This is a genomic window from endosymbiont of Galathealinum brachiosum (assembly GCA_003349885.1).
Classification (GTDB): domain Bacteria; phylum Pseudomonadota; class Gammaproteobacteria; order SZUA-229; family SZUA-229; genus SZUA-229.
Genome location: QFXC01000013.1, coordinates 79,713 through 96,964, shown reverse-complemented (window position 1 = coordinate 96,964; position 17,252 = coordinate 79,713). Strand labels below are relative to the sequence as shown.

The following is a 17,252-nucleotide window of genomic DNA, read 5'->3' as shown; positions in this document are numbered from 1 at the left end:
AACGAAAATAGACGAAATAATTTTTAATTATTTGCTGATATTATCTATTTTCGTTATATCACTCACCTGGCCCCATCTGTTCGGCCGAAGGGGTTTGACTGAAATATGCATCAGCATCATCTTCATCTACTTCATTATTATTGTTATCATAAAGGGGGAGTTCATAATCAAACCAGCCGCGTAAACCGGTTTTTAATGAGCTTACATTAGTAAAACCTAGAAGTTGCATTGTAAATGCGGCCAGGGCACTACGATTACCTGATCGACAAATAACAATAACCTCTTTATCTCTCGCTGAAGCGAGTTCAGGCAGGGTATCTGTGTAACCCCAGTCACAACCAGATTCAAGAACGCCGCGTGGAAGGTTAATTGAATTGTGAATATGCACTGTGGCATATTCAGTTGCTTCGGTTATATCAATCAGCAGAATTTCTTCTGACTCATTCAGTTTTTCTTCCAGATCCCAGGGAAATATTTCGTTTATATTAGGTAGTACATCATCAATAAGTGATCTGAACGTTTTCATTTTTATACCCTGCTTAGCTATCTTTTTTCTGCTTTTGTCTGAGACCCTGCTCAACGGCTATTACAGCGGCTTCAACTCGTGAGTGTACTTCCAGCTTTCTGAGTATTGCTTTAACATGAAGTTTTACCGTGCCATCTGATATGCCCAGATTTCTGGCGATTACTTTATTGCTTTGTCCGTCAGCAAGTAAACATAAAATCTCAAGTTCTCGTGGAGTGAGTGCCGAGAAAGGCGTTTCTTTTTGTTTAACTTCAATAGGGTCACCCTGAACCATTTTGGCCAGTACATCAGTGAGTCCATGAGCAACAACACTTTTACCTTTTTCAATGTCACGTAAAGCGCTAACCAGTTCATCCGGTTCCATATCTTTTAACAGGTAACCCTGAGCACCATTTCTAAGTGCTTCAACAAGGTCCTGCTCTTCATTACTTGTTGTTAACATTACAATCGGTATTTCAACTTTTTGTTCTTTGGCTTTCTGTAAAACTTCAAGACCACTCATATCCGGCATACGTAAATCAAGCAGTACGATATCCGGTTTTAGTTCGTCAATTAGGATGAGGCCTTTTGATCCTTCAGCTACCGCATCGATAACTTCAATTCCTCGCTGTTCAAGCAGGCCCTGTAAGCCAACTCTAAATAGTGCGTGGTCATCAATAATTAATACGCGCATACTCAAGAGCTTATCTCCGATAGTCTTTGTAGTGGGTCATGATCTGTATCACTACTATATGTAAAATTAAGGTCGATACGAGTGCCTTCATCCGGATCGCTTTCTACCCGCAATTCACCGCCCAGATAGTTTGCACGTTCACTCATAATGCTCAGACCTACGTGTTTTCCCGGGTGGTCATTTTCTTTGGGAATTTTAAATCCTCGGCCATCATTTTCTATCAAAATATGATGATGTCCATGCTCATCACAGCGAAACATCAGGCGAACATTTTGAGCGTTACTGTGTTTACGAATATTGTTCATCGCTTCCTGAACAATACGGAATATATGCATTTCAAGGTTTGGTGGTAAGTCAGAATCATCCCATTCTTTCTGCAGTAGAATATGTGTTCCAGAGTCTTTACGCATGCGAGAAATAATTTTTTCAACAGCAGGTATGAGGCCCTGCTTATCTATAGGTGTTCGACAATGTGCTATTAATTCACGTAAATCAGAATAGGCTTCATCAAGGCTATTCTCAACTTGTTCTATACCTCGAATGGACTGATATTCAGCTGTTGGTTGTAATGTTTCATCAAGTACTCGCACCTGAAAACGTAAACTTGCCAGTGTTTGAGCCAATGAGTCATGTAGTTCATTCGCAATCAAACTACGTTCCTGCATAATGATCATGCGACGAGATTCCTGATCCTGCTTGGCTTTTTCTATCGAGTTGCAAAGTTGCTCTGCTAATGTAGAAAATAGTTCATATAAATTGTTTTGATTGATAATAGGTAACTGGTTTGATTTTATTCTGACAACACCTAACGTACGATTATTGTGGTGCAGAGGTAAATAATATGAACGGTTATCATCAGAAACATCACACTGCAGTATTTCAGCCAGGCGGGTAACGTGTTCATTGTCATGAATAATCGAATTTTCAATTAATGTACTGGCGAGTTCGCGGGTAATTTTAATTCGTTTTTGTTGAGAGACTATGTTTGGATCAATTCCGGAGCCAGTAATATATTCAAGCCAGTTATTTTCAGTGATTAGCCACACAGAAACATTTAGTGCCTGTAATTCTTCGTATGTGTTTTTGCAGAAAAGGCCCAAAATTTCTTTTAATTCACGTCCCGTATTAACAGCGGTAGTGATGTTATAAAGAATTTGTTGAGCCCTGTGTTGCTGCTGACTATTTGATGACTGTTTTTTCTGATTAGTCAGGGCTATATAGGAAATACTGATAAAGATTGAAATGATTAATGTTATCTGAACACTCAGAGCAAGTGATTTGCTGGTTTCTGTATTTGCTAACCAGAAACTACTAAGTATCAGAGAAAGCAATAATATAAATAACGCAGAAATACAGTTAAACAAATGCCGGTTGGACATTTGTTTAACCTCATAATAAATACGTTCTGAAAATGACATGTTATCTGTTTACTCAAAAGCTCATTTTTATTCAGCTGGTTTAACGTAAGCTGGATCATTCGGGTTCATAAAAATAAACTGTTCTTTACCTTCTTCAATTTCAACATAATCAATGGTCATGCCATTCATAAATTCATTGGCAGTCACTGATACGATCAGGTCAATGCCTTCAGACGTATGAGTAATATCATCTTCTTTTACATCATCAAAACCCATGCCGTAATGATAACTACCGTCCTGCATTTTTGTGCAGGCGAGGCGTAGTGGTAAGCCATCCAGATTACCTTCTTTGGCCGAATGTTTTATCATCTTGGCGGCTGCGGGTGTTAATTTGATCATATTCATATTAAGAATTCCGGTTTTTTTGTTTACAATCTTGCACAAACTGAATAAAACGTTGTGCCCAGTGGTTGGCGGCTGTGTCGCGCAAGTGAGCATAACAGGCCAGTGTATTATTGATTACGATTCCATCAGACTTACCATTGATACCTGAACCACGCTTTACCTGATAAGCAAATTTAACATTCGCATCGAGATTTTCAAGCGCAGAATAATGAAATTCATGGCCCGCGATAACAGGCTCTGGAGTAGGTTTAAATGTTGCCCATGGGTGATGGGCTGTTTCTTCGAGTTTAATGTAACCACGGCCCTGAGGCGCTTTGTGCATAACGCAATCAGCTGGAATGAATCCAACCATATCACCTTTCTGCTCGTTCCAGCTGAGGCTGCGGCTTAAATACATTAAACCACCGCATTCGGCATAACAGGGCAGGCCATTTTCTAAAGACTGTTTTATTTGTTCGCGTATAACACGATTTTCCTGAAGTTCATTGATGCGAGTTTCAGGGAAGCCGCCGCCGATAAATAAAGCGTCTATCTCTGGTAGTGACTTATCACGTATATTGTCGATACTGACTAGTTCAGCACCGGTTTCACGAATGGCATCCAGGTCGTCAGGGTAATAAAAACCAAATGCATCATTTTCGACAATACCAATTTTAAGTGGTGAAGTGATTTGTATTGTTTCCTGTTTCTGAATGTCAGACTCAGGTAATGCCGGGGCTTTATTTGCAATAGAGCGTAATAAATCTAAATCTACCTGATCTTTAACAATGTCGCGAATCTGCCTGATTTTAACATCGGCAGAATCATCTTCATTACTCGGCATCAAACCTAGATGACGCTCATCAATTGACAGGGCAGGGTTTTTATACACTGAACCAATAACTTTTACATCAGTATAATGTTCTATAACCGCATGAAGTTTACTTTCGTGACGACTACCGCCCAGTTGATTTAATATCACCCCTGCAATATTTATATCATTGTCAAAAGCCTGATAACCGAGAATTAATGGTGCTATTCCCCGGGTCATACCACGAGCATCTAAAACGAGAATGACAGGTGCTTTAACGAGTGAAGCGAGGGCTGCATTTGAATTACTACCATCCAGGTCAAGGCCATCGTACAGACCTTTATTTCCTTCAATAACCGTTATATCTGCATCGTTTGAATATCTTGCTACAGTCTCTATGATTTCACTTTCCTGCATAGTGTAGAAATCAAGATTATGGCAGGGGCGATTAGCTGCTTTGCTTAACCACATTGGATCAATATAGTCAGGGCCTTTTTTAAATGGTTGAACAATAGAACCGGATTCGGCTAATGCGGCACATAACCCTATGCTCAGGGTCGTTTTGCCTGAGGACTTATGTGCCGCTGAAATTAAGAAATGTGACATATCTTTATTTACGTTATCTCGCAGAATCTAAAACACAAACGGCCCGAAGTAATCTTCGAGCCGTCTGCTTAAAGCTTGAAAAAGTGTACTAAACCTTAGTCAGCCTTATGGTGTGGATCAGCAACCGAGTCTTCTAAAGTTGCAGGTAAGAAACCCAGCACTTTAATGCCCAGTGCAATCATAATCAGTGTCATGGCTAAACCGCCTAAACCTAATAATAACTCAGGTAGACTAGCTGAATATTGTGTAGTTGCGCCATCAAAGAAAGTAGTACTTACTACCTCCATTCCCGGGAACATTTCCATTGGGTATGCCTGACCTGCAATAATGATTGTGTACATTGCAGCAAAACCACCCAGTACAACCAGTAAACATGCAGCGGCTAATGTTTTACGACAGTTTTTAACACCAGGTGCGTATATCATAGCAATGGGTAAAAGACTGCCTAAGAAAATCTGACCGATCCAGAATATATTAGAGTAAGTCTCGCCACCACTTTCACCTAAAAGAATAAAGGCTTCATAACCATGATGCTCTGTCGCATACAGGTTAGATAAGTGATATACGATTACAAAATAAAGTGTTGCGAATACAAACGTACCTAGCAGGCTGCGTAAACGGTTAACGACAGCATCACCGAGTGGGCGACCGGTACCGTTATAAGAGGCAAGTAATACAAGTATGAAAAATGCCAGACCAAATGAGAACGACATAATCACAAACATAGGCGCCATCATTGCCATGTCATAACCAGAGCGTGCAACGATGAAACCGAATATAGAACCAGTACCAGTTGTTAATGCTAAGCGCCATACAAATGCTGCAATACCCGCGTAGCGGCTATATTTTTTCATTGTACGGTCAAGCATAAACCAGGCATAAACACCGACTATCACGAAGAAACCATTATATAAAATCATGTTCCATGCAAAGATAGATTTGAAGTTATAGTAAGTCATAGCAACGATTAAACGATCCGGGCGACCTAAATCGAGTACCAGTACCATTAAACCACCGGTTAGTAGTGCAAGAGCAACTAACGTGGATAGCGGTGCTAAGGGTTTATATATTTTCTTTTGGAAAACAGAAGAGATAGATGCAACGTTAAGTGCACCAGATGCAGCAACGATTAAGAAAACCGCAAATACATGAGGCAGACCCCATACTATCTGGTTGTCCATGCCTGAAACCCAGTGGCCTTCATGCTCCATATAAAGCATTGAGCCAATTGCGCCTAGTATAAACATGCCCAATAGAGCGATTAAACCCAGATAGCCAGTGCTTTTACCTTCTATATGTTCTAAATGTATTTTTTTCATAGTCTTCAACTAATCTCTAATACCTGTAAATTTGTTTAAAGCTTTGCCACAGACTGGCTGTGGCAAATATATTTTAAATACCGCGGTAACGAACACCTGTATTTAAGCCCAGATCAGCACGGATTTGCTTACCACCGTGTTCAACTAACTGCTTAGATATTTCGCTATCAGGATCTTTAATATCACCAAAGATCATTGCACCGTGCTCAGCTTCTGAACAGGCTTCAACACAGGCAGGTGTACCGCCTTCGTCAACTCGGTGAACACACATCGTGCAGGATTCAACTGTTCCTTTACCACGTGGTTGGTAATCAACGACATTTTCAACTGTTTCATGTGCAAATGAACGCGCTTTATATGGGCAGGCCATCATGCAATAACGGCAACCAATACAGATGTGACGATCAACCAGTACAATGCCATCAGCACGCTTCATTGAAGCACCAGTAGGGCATACATCAACACATGGAGGTGACTCACAGTGCTGGCACATCATTGGAAGTGAAATTTCGTGTTTAGTTTGCTTGTCACGAAGTGTTACTTTACGAATCCACTGCTGGTCAGTTCTTGGACGGTCGTGTGATGCAATACCGTTTTCAGTATTACAGGCACTTACGCAAGCGGTGCACCCAGAAGCGCATTTAGCCGTATCAATCAGCATACCCCAGCGAACATCACTGGTAACAGCCTGATCAGCAGGTTTTGCTTCAGCTACTGTATGCAAAAACACACCTGGTGCAATGGTTAAAGCTGCTGCAGCAGTTGCTGAATTACTTACAAAACTTCGGCGGGAAATATTAACGTCAGTATTACTCATTGTTATCTCCCTCTTTTGAAGTGTCTGCTATGACAGTTGATACAGGTTTTGAAACTTGCGCGTTATGTGGGTTTTTGCCCATAGCTTTATTTTTCATGGGGCGATCCATATGACACTGGAAGCAGTCAATGCTCACGCCAGTAAAGTTATGACAACTACTGCAAAAATGCTTGTCATCACCAAAGCGTGCTGTTGAATTTTCAGGCACGTGACAGTTAATGCATTTTTTAAGGCTATAAGTTTCAGTGCGAATCCCATTATGCATAGTTTCATCACGTTGATGAAGTATGTAATTCATGTGATTCTTTTTCATTTCATCTTCAGGTTGCACGCATTCCGTAGTTCCATTTGTTGGATGTGGAACTTTAGGTGCAAAAGATGGTTTTTCACCTGCAAACGCAAAAGCGGAAGTAGCCAGTACGACTAATCCCGCGATTGTGATTAAAGTGTTATGCATGCGTTTTTTCAACTGCTGCATTAGTAACTCCAAAAGTTAAAAATAATTAATAATTAATAAAAAAACACCTGACAAACAAACTGTTTGCCAGGTGCAGGTTAATTAATTACTCACCCATACCCATGTCGATGTAACCAGTAGGACATACGTCTGAGCAGATGTGACAACCGATACATTTAGAGTAGTCAGTGTCTACATAACGACCAGTAGTAGCCTGATCTTTCTTCACTCTGAATACAGCATCCTGAGGACAGAAGATAACGCAGTTATCACATTCGAAGCACATGCCACAGCTCATGCAACGATTTGCTTCAGCAACAGCGCCTTCTTCAGCCAGACCGTTCATACGTTCAGCAAAGTGACCTAATACCGCATCTGATGATGGAACATCTTCAGTACGTAGGTTACGAGCTTCAGCTTCAAAATGTCCCATGAACATTCTATCAGTAGATATAATTTCTTTTTCAGAACGATCCTGGTAGTTATGAATAGCATAATCACTGCTATCAGTACCACGTTGCTCATCTTCTGATAAACCGTAGTTATAATCGGTTGGTGCCAGATCAGCTTCGTTTAACTTATTCATAATATTGAAGTGATGAACATCAACTTTAGGACGTTTCTTAACTTCTTTCTGTTCAATGAATTGCTTGATAGTTTCAGCAACAACAGAACCCTGACCAATCGCAGTTGTTAACAGGTGAGGACGAACAATATCACCAGCAACGAAGTGACCCGGCTTACCAGGAACCTGGAAGAACTTGTCAGCGTCGATTAATGAACGACCGTTGTCCATGTCTTCTGTGCCTTCAAGGTCACCAAACTGACCGATTGCAGAAACGATAAGATCACACTCTACGATGTACTCTTTGCCGCCTTCAACTGCAACAGGTGCATTATTTTCGAACTTGCTGTCTACTAATTTAAGTGCAGTTGCACGGCCATCAGCATCTTTAATGATTTCAACAGGCATTACTTCGTTCATGATTGTTACGCCTTCTACAAGCGCATCATTAACTTCGTGCTCTGCAGCAGTCATTTCTTCCTGCTTGAAAAGTGCAGTTAGCGTAACATTTGTGCATGGCTCTTTATCTGCATCAGCTATATCACCGTGCTTAACACGACCTTCTGCTGAATCTTCAGGCTTTTCGTCGCCCATTGCTTTTAATGTACCGATACGACGTGATACTGAAACAACATCGATAGAGGTATCACCACCACCTACACAAACAATCTTTTTACCTGTGTACTTCATTTCACCCAGGTTAAATTGCTCAAGGAAATCTACAGCAGTTACACAGTTAGGAACGTCTTTCCAGTCTTCGATAAACAGACCACGGCCATTCTTACAACCTAATGCCCATAATACTGCATCGTAATCTTTTTCAAGATCTGCAACAGGAACGTCTTTACCAACACGTGTATTTAATTTAGTTTCAATGCCGCCCATATCAAGGATACGCATGCATTCGTGATTCATTACATCACGTGGAGTACGGTAGCCAGGGATACCGTAACGCATCATGCCGCCAAGTTCAGCGTGATCGTCAAAGATAGTAGAAGCAATACCAAACTTACGTAAGTGATATGCAGCTGACATACCGGCAACACCACCACCGATGATAGCAACTTTCTTATCACCTAAGTCTGGAAGACCAGCAAATTTATATTTTTCAGAGAATGCACTGTCACCAATGTACTGCTCAACTGAGTTGATACCAACGAAGTCATCAAGATCATTACGGTTACAACCGTCCTGACAAGGAGCAGGGCAAACACGACCCATCATTGCAGGGAAAGGGTTAGCAGTTGTTGAGCGTTGGAATGCATACTCTTCTTTAGTCATGCCTTCTGGTGGAGTTTCGATACCGCGAACGATATCTAACCAACCGCGAATATCCTCACCTGAAGGACAGCTGCCCTGACAAGGTGGAGTGCGGTGCACGTATGTAGGACACTTATATGAAGTGTCTTCTAAAAATATCTTATCGTGCATGCTTGACCATTCTGAATCGCCTTCTTTATAGCGGCGAGTAGTCAAGTTGTTAGTCTGCATGTCTTCTTTTGAAGTTGCCATGCTGTTCTCCTATAGGCTAAACGTATAGTTAAAAATTAAGTTGCGGCGTATCATACTGGTTTATAGGGATATGTCTCTTTTGAAAAAGAGGTATTTACTTTTGTAAAAAAACCTTTTCCAAATTTGACCATCCGTTAATTTCAGATGATGTACTGCAACAAAATCGTTTATAAAATTCTGTTTTTTTGAGTTTTACCCCAAATAATAAGCGTTAATCTTCAGGGTCTACCTGACCTTCCAGAACAATCGCATCACTTACTAATTGGTGAACACTCACTATCTGGTCCATTGTAAAGCCATAATATGGCAGTACTTTGGTGAACTGACTCTTACAAATAGCGCAAATTGCCGCCATGTGAGTCACACCAGATTCTTCTTTCGCATTAATCAGTGCAGTTGCACGAGGTAAAATACCCTTAACGCGTATTTCCATCAGGTCGTCTGTTAACAGACCACCGCCACCACCACAACAGAAAGTAGCATCATGGATTGTGTCTTTTTCCATATCAACGTAGTTATTACATACTGCTTTAATAACTGCGCGAGGAATTGTAAATTGACCACCAGGCTCGGTACCCATGCCTGAACCACGTGCCACATTACATGAATCGTGGAAAGTAACGGTTTTATCATCGTTACGTGATTTATCAATTGTCAGCTCACCTTTCTCAAGTTTATCTAAAGTAAACTCGCAGATATGCTGAGGAATAGGGTAGTTTTGATCTAAGAAATCAAATGGGCCGGCTAATGTATTTAAGAAGCTGTAACCAACGCGCCATGCGTGACCACACTCACCATATACAATACGTTTAACGCCAAGCTGTAATGCTGCTTCACGAACGCGCATTGAAATACGCTGCATATTTTCGTAAGAACCGACAAATAAACCAAAGTTACCGGCTTCAGATGCAATCGAACTTAATGTCCAGCTAGTGTTAGTCTGGTGGAATACTTTTGCGTAACCAATCAAGCCATCAATATGAGGTTCTGCGAAGAAGTCAGCTGAAGGTGTAACCAATAGAACGTCTTTACCTTTTTCATCAAGTGGGAATTTAACTTCCACTTCGATATCATACTCAACGTCTTCTTCAAGACCTTCAAGTACATTCTTTAATGCTTTTTCAGGTAAACCAAGGTTGTTACCAATGGTGAATACTTTACCGATGATCTCGTTAGAGTATTTCATGCCTTTACCAATGTGCGACAGGATCTCACGAGCAGCCATAGTCACTTCAGCGGTATCAATACCGTATGGGCAGAAAACTGCACAACGACGACATTCTGAACACTGGTAGAAGTAGCTGTACCAGTCATCAATAACGTCTTCAGTTAAATCTTTTGCACCAACCAGTTTAGGGAAGTACTTACCGGCAAAAGTAAAGTAACGACGGTAAACGCTGCGCAGTAAATCCTGACGTGCAACAGGCATGTTTTTCGCATCGCCCGAGCCTAAAAAGTAGTGGCACTTATCAGTACAGGCACCACACTTAACGCAAGAATCCATAAAAACCTGCAAACTACGGTAACGACCTAGAAGATCACCCATTTTATCGAGTGCTTTATCTTTCCAGCCATCAACTAAAACATATTCAGGCATTTCTTTAGGGTCATCATGAACTTTTTTGCCTTCATAGCCCATCGCTTCCTGGAATTCCGGTTTTGCCACAAAAGGTTTAAGATGATTTGTTACATCATCTTTCGGCAATGGTACTACCGCATACTCTTTGACTTCAGGAACTTCGTAATCAGCCACTATTGGATTCCTCGTTATACGAACCTTATGTTCGTTTTAATTCGTTTTAAGTAATCTGAAGCTTTTAAATAACTTCAGATTAAAAATTCTTATTTAGCTTCTTCAGTTTTAGGCTGGCGTGCAGCTACTAATTCTGGATAATTTTCACGTGTTTCATCAAGTGGTTTTGCCCAGTCAGCGATATGACGTTTTTCACGAGGGTTATCAACCTGATTACGAGTCGGTGCATAAAATACGCCCGGAATGTGTAACAGCTTACTGATGGGTAATACAAACCCTAAGACAGCAACTAATAATAAATGTACAAGAAGGGCTGTGCCTTCAGGCAAATTTTGTAAATCAAAATTCATAATTCCCAGCATAAATACTTTTACAGCAACAATATCAACAGTAAAACCAGAAACGAAGCTCATTAAGAAACCACTAAAAGCAATCATCATAATTAAAATGAGCATCAGGTAATCAGAAGGCGCTGAGATATAACGTACACGTGCAACCAGGAAGCGACGTGCTAACAAACCACCTAAACCAATAAGCATACCGAAGGCTGCATACTGGCCTGCAATTTGTACAATCCATAAACCAATAACTGGCATCATAAAACCAAACATTCCATCAGGATCAATGATGTAACGCAGGTGACGTACAAATGCCAATAATAGAGAGACGTGGAATAACCAGCCAAATAACCATGTCCATTTGTTTGAGCGGAAAAGAGATGCAAACAAGACAACTTCTTTTGCTAAACGAAGAACAACACCACCTGTTGTTTTTGGTGCAGGAGTAACAGGGATTTTTAGAGGTGCAGGGGTTGCACGATATTGACGAGCTTTTCTCATCAGGCCAAGTATCATAAATACGGTGGCTGCAGATAAAAGTAATGCAATAAAAGTTGACATGTTTTAGTCGTACTCCGCTACTTCATTCAGTTAAATTAATTATGGGTACACCAATCGTCAGCTGAAGTTAACTCCTGCAGTTATTCTGCAGATGTTAGCTTCAGCTGACGATTTAGTTTGTTTTCTTTTACTTATTAAATACATCTGTAAAAAATATATTTAATAAATAAAAGCAGGGGAGACGAATCTCCCCCAACTTTATCTAATTACGTTTAAGATTAAACGCAACCAGTTGGCTTAGGAAGACCAGCATATTTACATGCTTGCTTACCAGGACCGTATGGGAATAGCTCGTATAAGTACTTGCTGTTACCTTTATCTTTACCAAGCTTCTTACCAATCGCTTTAGTCAGTACACGTACTGCAGGAGCGATCTGGTATTCGTCATAGTATTCACGTAAGAAGTTAATAACTTCCCAGTGAGCTTCTGTTAAAGGCTGGTCTTCAAGTTCAGCCATTACAGTTGCACAATCAGGTTCCCAAGATAGTAGGTCAACCATGTAACCTTCTTCGTCTGTTTCAAAAGTTTTACCGTTTGCTTCAAAAGGCATATCTATACTCCAAGTATGAAATGTTAAACAGGTTTATAACCAGGACTGACACGTGTCGTGCTTCGCCGTTAGTTCTACAAATCCGCTATAATCAACTACCTGAATACCGTCGATTATACGATCTTCGCTCATACCGCGAGCAGCAAGATCGGGACCTAATACATAAACTGATGCATCTTTCATTGCGCCTGAAACCATATCAGAATGGTCAGTACCTGTTAGTGCACCGAAAACGCCATCTTCAATAAGAAGAATCGCGTGGCCTTTAGAGGCTAAACGAATGCAAGCTGACAGAGAGTCACGCTCAAAAGGTGATTTATTTACTGTGTGTAAAGTTGACATATCTATTACCCCTTAGAAGCTTAGAACAACGTCTTGTTCGTCGAAAACTTCAGCAAGTTCTGCTGCGCTTACTAGACGAATAGAAGGCTTTTCAGCGTAATCGTCATCTTCATCTTCCCAGACTAGAGGCATTAGATCGTCTAATGTTAGTCCGCGAGCTTCAAGAGACTCTTTTTCAACATAAAGTTTAGTAACTTCGTAATCACCTAACGCTTTATACGTAGGAGAGAAGTTCTTCATGCCAATGCCATCAGTAGACTGACCTTTTGCAATCTGGAAAACACCGTCACCAATAAATGCTAAAGATACGTCCTGCTCAAAAGCAGCACCGATTAACACAACTTCTAAAGATTCAAGCGCATACACTGTTCCGTATGGTGCTTTTCTATTTACAAACATGAATTTTTTAGTCGCCATCTTAATCTCCAAACACTAACTGACGGTCAGCAATGATGCCGCCTTCAATTAACTGGCCTAAACCAGAAATACGGAAGCCAGGAGCGATGTTATCGCCATCAAGACCTTGACGTTTTGCTTCATCAGCATCCATGATGCCGCGGCGTTGAGCCGCTGCAATACAGATAACTAAATCAATTTCATGTGCTTCAGCAAGTTTTGACCATTCTTTCTGGATGTTGCGATCATCTTGAGGTGGAACAGTGTAACGAGTACCGTTGTTCACGCCGTCGTGATAAAAGAAAACTCGAAAGATTTCATGTTCAGCGTCTAACGCCGCTTTGCAAAATTGCAAAGCAGTATCAGATGCCTGATGAGTATAAGGGCCCTCATTGACCATAATGCTATATTTCATCTTCATAAAACCTCTTAGAAACGGATATGAGTAGAAGCATTAAGGCTAGCACGAGCTCCGCGCCAGTTATCAATGTGGTACTTAGTGAACGGTAAGCCAGTTAGCTCGAAGAAACGAGGCCAGCCGATACGTTCAACCCATTCACCAACACGTTCCCAGTCGCGCGCATCTTCTTTGTAGCATTTAAGAATTAACTTAACGATGCCCGCAGCTTCAGGCCAGCGAGGTGGGTTGTTAGGAATAGCTGAAGCAACAAGCTTCTGGAAAGTAGGCTTGCCACGAGCGTTTGAGTGGTTACCACCAACCCATACAGCTAGTTTAGAGTGCTCAGCATCATTGATCATCATTGGAGGACAAGGAGGGAAACATGCACCACAACAGATACATTTCTTCTCATCAACTTCTAATGAAGGTTTGCCGTCAACCATTGCTGGACGAATCGCAGCTACTGGGCAACGTGCCACAACAGATGGACGCTCACAAACGTTTGAAACTTGTGCATGGTCAATCTTAGGTGGCTTAGTGTGCTGTACGTTAATCGCGATATCACCCTGGCCACCACAGTTGATCTGGCAGCAAGAAGTTGTGATATGAACACGGTTAGGCATGTTCCAGGCTTTAAATTCACCGATTAGTTCATCCATCATTGACTTAACAACGCCAGATGCATCAGTACCAGGGATGTCACAATGTAACCAGCCCTGTGTATGAGATAGTGAAGTTACTGAGTTCTTAGTACCACCAACAACATAACCTAGCTTTTCAACAGCTTCGATCAAAGGGTCAACCTTAGATTCGTCTGTTACGTAAAACTCGATGTTAGAGCGGATAGTGAAACGAATGTAACCGTCTGCAAACTCATCACCAATTGAAGTCAGTTCACGTAGTGAAAAGATATCAAGGATACGTTGAGTGCCTACTTTAACAGTGAAGATTTCTTCGCCGCTTTCAGCAACGTGGCGTAAAACACCAGGCTTAGGGTCTGTGTGGTATTTCCATAATCCAAAGTTACGACGCATCGTAGGATGCATGTACTGGAAACCGTCTGGGCATCCAGACTCGATGGGTGGACGCATATCTGCCATTGCCATGATTATTTCCTCAAAAAATATTTAAATTTAAACTTATAAAAATAGCCGTGGTAAGCCACGGCTATCCGATTTTTTTAACGGCTACTTATGCTTCAGCTTTACGCTCAAACCATTTGATAGCTTCGTCGTCCCATCCGTCCATACGAACGTAAGAGCTTTGACGTGTAGAGCTAACCATATTCGGATCAACTTCAACGTCGATACCTTCAAGGAAGTTAACTAGACCGATACGCTCGATCATTTCACCACAACGTTCGTGCTCAAGACCATTTTCTGCCCAGAAATCAATGATTTCTTCAGCAAGCTCAACCATTTCTTCGTAATCTTCACGAGTATCAAGCTTTCTAAATGGAACAACAACTGTACCCATAAGGTCACCGATTTTCAGTGTACGCTTACCACCGATAAGGATAGTTACACCCTTGTCAGTACCAGGGCGAAGTGCCTTAGGCATAACGTTGATGCAATGCATGCAACGTACACAGTTACGATTATCAACAGCAATTGTGTCGTCATCGTTAAGTGCAAGTGCCTGAGTTGGGCAACGAGTAATTACGTTATCAATGATGTATTGACGGCCTTTAGCTTCAACGTAGTTTTTGAATTCGCCTTGGTCAACACGCATATCATCGCGCCATGTACCAATAACAGCAAAGTCAGCACGTTCGATAGCATTTTGGCAATCGTTAGGGCAACCAGAGATTTTGAATTTAAATTTGTAAGGAAGAGCTGGGCGATGAACGTCATCTGTAAAGTTGTTAACCAACCAACGCTGAGCAGCATGCTCATTACAGTTAGACATTTCACAACGAGCTGCACCAACACATGACATAGCAGTACGTACACAAGGACCCGCACCACCCATATCCCAACCGTAGTCGTTGATATCATCAAAGAATTTCTGTGTGCCATCAGTTGTTGTACCGATGAACATGATGTTACCCGTCTGACCGTGGAAAGTTTGAAGGCCTGAGCCATTCTTTTCCCAGCTATCGCCAAGCTTGTTCAGCATATCAGTTGTGTAGTAGTTACCTGGAGTAGGCTGTACACGAATGGTATGGAACTCTTTAGATTCAGGGAAAGCATCCGCTACTTCAGAGAAACGAGGAATAACACCACCGCCGTAACCGAATACAGAAACTGTGCCGCCTTTCCAGTAACCCTTACGAGTTTCATATGAATGCTCAAGCTGACCTAAAAGTGAGCTAGTTACATCAGCGATGAACTGGTTTTCGTGGTTATCACGTAAGTTTTTAATACCTGTAATGAATGAGGGCCAAGGACCTTCTTCAAGTACATCAAGCATTGGTGTTGGATAAATCTTCTTTGCTGCCATGGCGATCTCCGTAGTAGGGAAGACAGTTTATTATAAATAGGGGGGGCTACTGCCTTACCCTTAGCTAAGTTTAAATATATGGTTTCGTCTAAATAGACTTAATCCATACGATTAAAAATTCTTTTGTTTGACTCAAATGCTTACGCACACGAGCCGCCCAAATTTAGTGGATGTAGTTTAGGGGCAGTTGAGCATTCAGAACATCTATCCCTTGGGAGGGTGTAAGAAGTTCTATCTATCCCAAATGGGATAGGGCTGTTTGGTGCTAATTACGCAACACGCCCTAAATACTTACATTCCGCATAAAAATTCGGTGCAATAATATAGCACAATATTTGTTATTTCGTTAATCCAACTATAAATTTTTTTTTGGTGTTCATTCCCTACTTGTTTTACCTCAAGCAGACCACATCTATCACTCATGTCTAATATTAAGTGTTATATCTGCCTGAAGTGGGTATTGCACCAGGGGCGATGAGTTTAGATACTATATATACCTTTATTTATGAGAATTTATTACGTTGATATTTGACCCGCTCAATTTAAGTGATGAATCTGCTTACCAGAAGTGGCGTGAGCTCAAGTTACGTGCTTACAGTTGTGGTGGGCATGAATCTATCGTGGATATAGAGGGTGATAAACCTGATCCCGCTGAATTACATAAAATTCAATCAGCATGTAGTCAGTTTAATTATTCTATTTATAGATTGAATAATGCTGAATCTGGAACCAAGCATTTTGTGCATGAAACTGGGTCATTGCTAGGATTACAGCATTTGGACGGTAATTTGTGTTCTGATGAAGATAATATTACCTCTATACAGGTCGTGGATAAGGGAAGGCATGCGGTTTATATCCCGTATACCGACAGAAAATTAACCTGGCACACGGATGGTTATTATAATAAAGAGTCAAAAACCATACGTGCAATGATACTTCATTGTGTCAGACCCGCTCAAAGTGGTGGTGAGAATTTAATGCTTGATCACGAAATGGCCTATATTCAGCTTCGTGATGAAAATCCCCGGTTTATCGAGGCGTTTTTGCAGTCAGATGCTTTGACTATCCCTCCTAACATTGAGAGTGGCAAAGAGATACGGGGTGCACAAAGTGGTCCTGTTTTTACTATGGATTCGCAAAGTTCAAGCCTGCATATGCGTTTTTCTGCTCGAACTCGAAATATTGAATGGAAAGATAACAGTATCACCGGGGAAGCTGTTGATTGTATGAAAGGCCTGTTGAACAGTAATAACCCCTATGTTATTACCTATAGAATGCAGGCTGGAGAAGGTATAATTGCTAATAATGTACTGCATAATCGCACTGCATTTATTGATTCTGAGGCGGTGGATGAAAAACGGTTGCTGTATCGGGCGCGGTATTACGACAGAGTGAATGAAGTCGCTAGTCGTCAATCGTAAGTCAATAAAATGTGTTTCGG

18 protein-coding genes are annotated in these 17,252 nt (G+C 41.2%); 1 reads left to right on the top strand and 17 read right to left on the bottom strand.

Annotated elements, in window-relative coordinates; translation table 11 throughout:
• Window positions 1-58: 58 nt before the first annotated feature.
• The 17 genes from DIZ80_13310 to dsrA form a co-directional block, all read right to left on the bottom strand.
• Window positions 59-526, bottom strand: a complete 468-nt coding sequence (locus DIZ80_13310) for a sulfurtransferase (GenBank protein ID RDH81091.1) — start codon at window positions 524-526, stop codon at window positions 59-61.
• Window positions 527-539: 13 nt separating this feature from the next.
• Window positions 540-1,205: a two-component system response regulator NarL gene (locus DIZ80_13305; protein RDH81090.1), complete on the bottom strand. Its 666-nt coding sequence runs from the start codon at window positions 1,203-1,205 to the stop codon at window positions 540-542.
• The gene (locus tag DIZ80_13300) at window positions 1,202-2,617 is read right to left on the bottom strand and encodes a hypothetical protein (GenBank protein RDH81089.1); all 1,416 of its coding nucleotides are present in this window, start codon (window positions 2,615-2,617) and stop codon (window positions 1,202-1,204) included. Before DIZ80_13300 ends, DIZ80_13305 begins: the two co-directional genes overlap by 4 nt.
• 27 nt (window positions 2,618-2,644) lie before the next feature.
• Complete coding sequence (locus DIZ80_13295) at window positions 2,645-3,055, bottom strand: iron-sulfur cluster assembly accessory protein (protein ID RDH81088.1); 411 nt, start codon at window positions 3,053-3,055, stop codon at window positions 2,645-2,647.
• Window positions 2,964-4,358, bottom strand: coding sequence for a cobyrinic acid a,c-diamide synthase (locus tag DIZ80_13290; GenBank protein RDH81087.1), 1,395 nt, complete (start codon window positions 4,356-4,358; stop codon window positions 2,964-2,966). The genes DIZ80_13295 and DIZ80_13290 overlap by 92 nt, the downstream gene beginning before the upstream one ends.
• 95 nt (window positions 4,359-4,453) lie before the next feature.
• Entirely contained in the window at window positions 4,454-5,677 is a 1,224-nt protein-coding gene (locus DIZ80_13285) for a molybdopterin oxidoreductase (protein ID RDH81086.1), read from the bottom strand.
• A 73-nt stretch (window positions 5,678-5,750) separates the two neighbouring features.
• Window positions 5,751-6,494 carry a 4Fe-4S ferredoxin gene (locus tag DIZ80_13280; protein RDH81085.1) on the bottom strand — a complete coding sequence of 248 codons (744 nt, stop codon included), beginning with the start codon at window positions 6,492-6,494 and terminating at the stop codon, window positions 5,751-5,753.
• A complete protein-coding gene (locus tag DIZ80_13275) occupies window positions 6,487-6,972 on the bottom strand; it encodes a hypothetical protein (GenBank protein ID RDH81084.1) in 486 nt (161 codons plus the stop codon). The genes DIZ80_13280 and DIZ80_13275 overlap by 8 nt, the downstream gene beginning before the upstream one ends.
• Window positions 6,973-7,057: 85 nt before the next feature.
• Entirely contained in the window at window positions 7,058-9,028 is a 1,971-nt protein-coding gene (locus DIZ80_13270; protein ID RDH81083.1) for a glutamate synthase, read from the bottom strand.
• Window positions 9,029-9,239: 211 nt separating this feature from the next.
• Window positions 9,240-10,781, bottom strand: a complete 1,542-nt coding sequence (locus DIZ80_13265; GenBank protein ID RDH81082.1) for a reductase — start codon at window positions 10,779-10,781, stop codon at window positions 9,240-9,242.
• Window positions 10,782-10,870: 89 nt separating this feature from the next.
• On the bottom strand, window positions 10,871-11,680 hold the full coding sequence (locus DIZ80_13260) for a nitrate reductase (protein RDH81081.1): 810 nt from the start codon (window positions 11,678-11,680) through the stop codon (window positions 10,871-10,873).
• A gap of 218 nt (window positions 11,681-11,898) precedes the next feature.
• Window positions 11,899-12,231: a sulfurtransferase TusE gene (locus DIZ80_13255; protein RDH81080.1), complete on the bottom strand. Its 333-nt coding sequence runs from the start codon at window positions 12,229-12,231 to the stop codon at window positions 11,899-11,901.
• A 33-nt stretch (window positions 12,232-12,264) separates the two neighbouring features.
• Window positions 12,265-12,573: a sulfurtransferase complex subunit TusB gene (dsrH, locus tag DIZ80_13250; protein ID RDH81079.1), complete on the bottom strand. Its 309-nt coding sequence runs from the start codon at window positions 12,571-12,573 to the stop codon at window positions 12,265-12,267.
• A gap of 12 nt (window positions 12,574-12,585) precedes the next feature.
• Window positions 12,586-12,990 carry a sulfurtransferase complex subunit TusC gene (gene tusC / locus DIZ80_13245; protein ID RDH81078.1) on the bottom strand — a complete coding sequence of 135 codons (405 nt, stop codon included), beginning with the start codon at window positions 12,988-12,990 and terminating at the stop codon, window positions 12,586-12,588.
• Window position 12,991: 1 nt separating this feature from the next.
• Entirely contained in the window at window positions 12,992-13,384 is a 393-nt protein-coding gene (gene tusD, locus DIZ80_13240) for a sulfurtransferase complex subunit TusD (protein RDH81077.1), read from the bottom strand.
• Between the two features lie 14 nt (window positions 13,385-13,398).
• Window positions 13,399-14,469 carry a dissimilatory-type sulfite reductase subunit beta gene (gene dsrB, locus DIZ80_13235; GenBank protein ID RDH81681.1) on the bottom strand — a complete coding sequence of 357 codons (1,071 nt, stop codon included), beginning with the start codon at window positions 14,467-14,469 and terminating at the stop codon, window positions 13,399-13,401.
• Window positions 14,470-14,560: 91 nt separating this feature from the next.
• Window positions 14,561-15,811, bottom strand: coding sequence for a dissimilatory-type sulfite reductase subunit alpha (gene dsrA / locus DIZ80_13230; GenBank protein RDH81076.1), 1,251 nt, complete (start codon window positions 15,809-15,811; stop codon window positions 14,561-14,563).
• Between the two features lie 515 nt (window positions 15,812-16,326).
• Here dsrA and DIZ80_13225 point away from each other — a divergent pair.
• Entirely contained in the window at window positions 16,327-17,232 is a 906-nt protein-coding gene (locus tag DIZ80_13225; GenBank protein ID RDH81075.1) for a taurine catabolism dioxygenase TauD, read from the top strand.
• Window positions 17,233-17,252 lie beyond the last annotated feature (20 nt).

Coding starts and splice junctions, on each gene's coding strand:
- DIZ80_13300 (RDH81089.1), bottom strand. CDS start 2,617: ATGTCATTTTCAGAACGTATTTATTATGAGGTTAAACAAATGTCCAAC.
- dsrH (RDH81079.1), bottom strand. CDS start 12,573: ATGTCAACTTTACACACAGTAAATAAATCACCTTTTGAGCGTGACTCT.
- tusC (RDH81078.1), bottom strand. CDS start 12,990: ATGGCGACTAAAAAATTCATGTTTGTAAATAGAAAAGCACCATACGGA.
- tusD (RDH81077.1), bottom strand. CDS start 13,384: ATGAAATATAGCATTATGGTCAATGAGGGCCCTTATACTCATCAGGCA.
- dsrB (RDH81681.1), bottom strand. CDS start 14,469: ATGGCAGATATGCGTCCACCCATCGAGTCTGGATGCCCAGACGGTTTC.
- dsrA (RDH81076.1), bottom strand. CDS start 15,811: ATGGCAGCAAAGAAGATTTATCCAACACCAATGCTTGATGTACTTGAA.
- DIZ80_13310 (RDH81091.1), bottom strand. CDS start 526: ATGAAAACGTTCAGATCACTTATTGATGATGTACTACCTAATATAAAC.
- DIZ80_13285 (RDH81086.1), bottom strand. CDS start 5,677: ATGAAAAAAATACATTTAGAACATATAGAAGGTAAAAGCACTGGCTAT.
- DIZ80_13255 (RDH81080.1), bottom strand. CDS start 12,231: ATGCCTTTTGAAGCAAACGGTAAAACTTTTGAAACAGACGAAGAAGGT.
- DIZ80_13295 (RDH81088.1), bottom strand. CDS start 3,055: ATGCTCACTTGCGCGACACAGCCGCCAACCACTGGGCACAACGTTTTA.
- DIZ80_13260 (RDH81081.1), bottom strand. CDS start 11,680: ATGTCAACTTTTATTGCATTACTTTTATCTGCAGCCACCGTATTTATG.
- DIZ80_13290 (RDH81087.1), bottom strand. CDS start 4,358: ATGTCACATTTCTTAATTTCAGCGGCACATAAGTCCTCAGGCAAAACG.
- DIZ80_13270 (RDH81083.1), bottom strand. CDS start 9,028: ATGGCAACTTCAAAAGAAGACATGCAGACTAACAACTTGACTACTCGC.
- DIZ80_13275 (RDH81084.1), bottom strand. CDS start 6,972: ATGCAGCAGTTGAAAAAACGCATGCATAACACTTTAATCACAATCGCG.
- DIZ80_13280 (RDH81085.1), bottom strand. CDS start 6,494: ATGAGTAATACTGACGTTAATATTTCCCGCCGAAGTTTTGTAAGTAAT.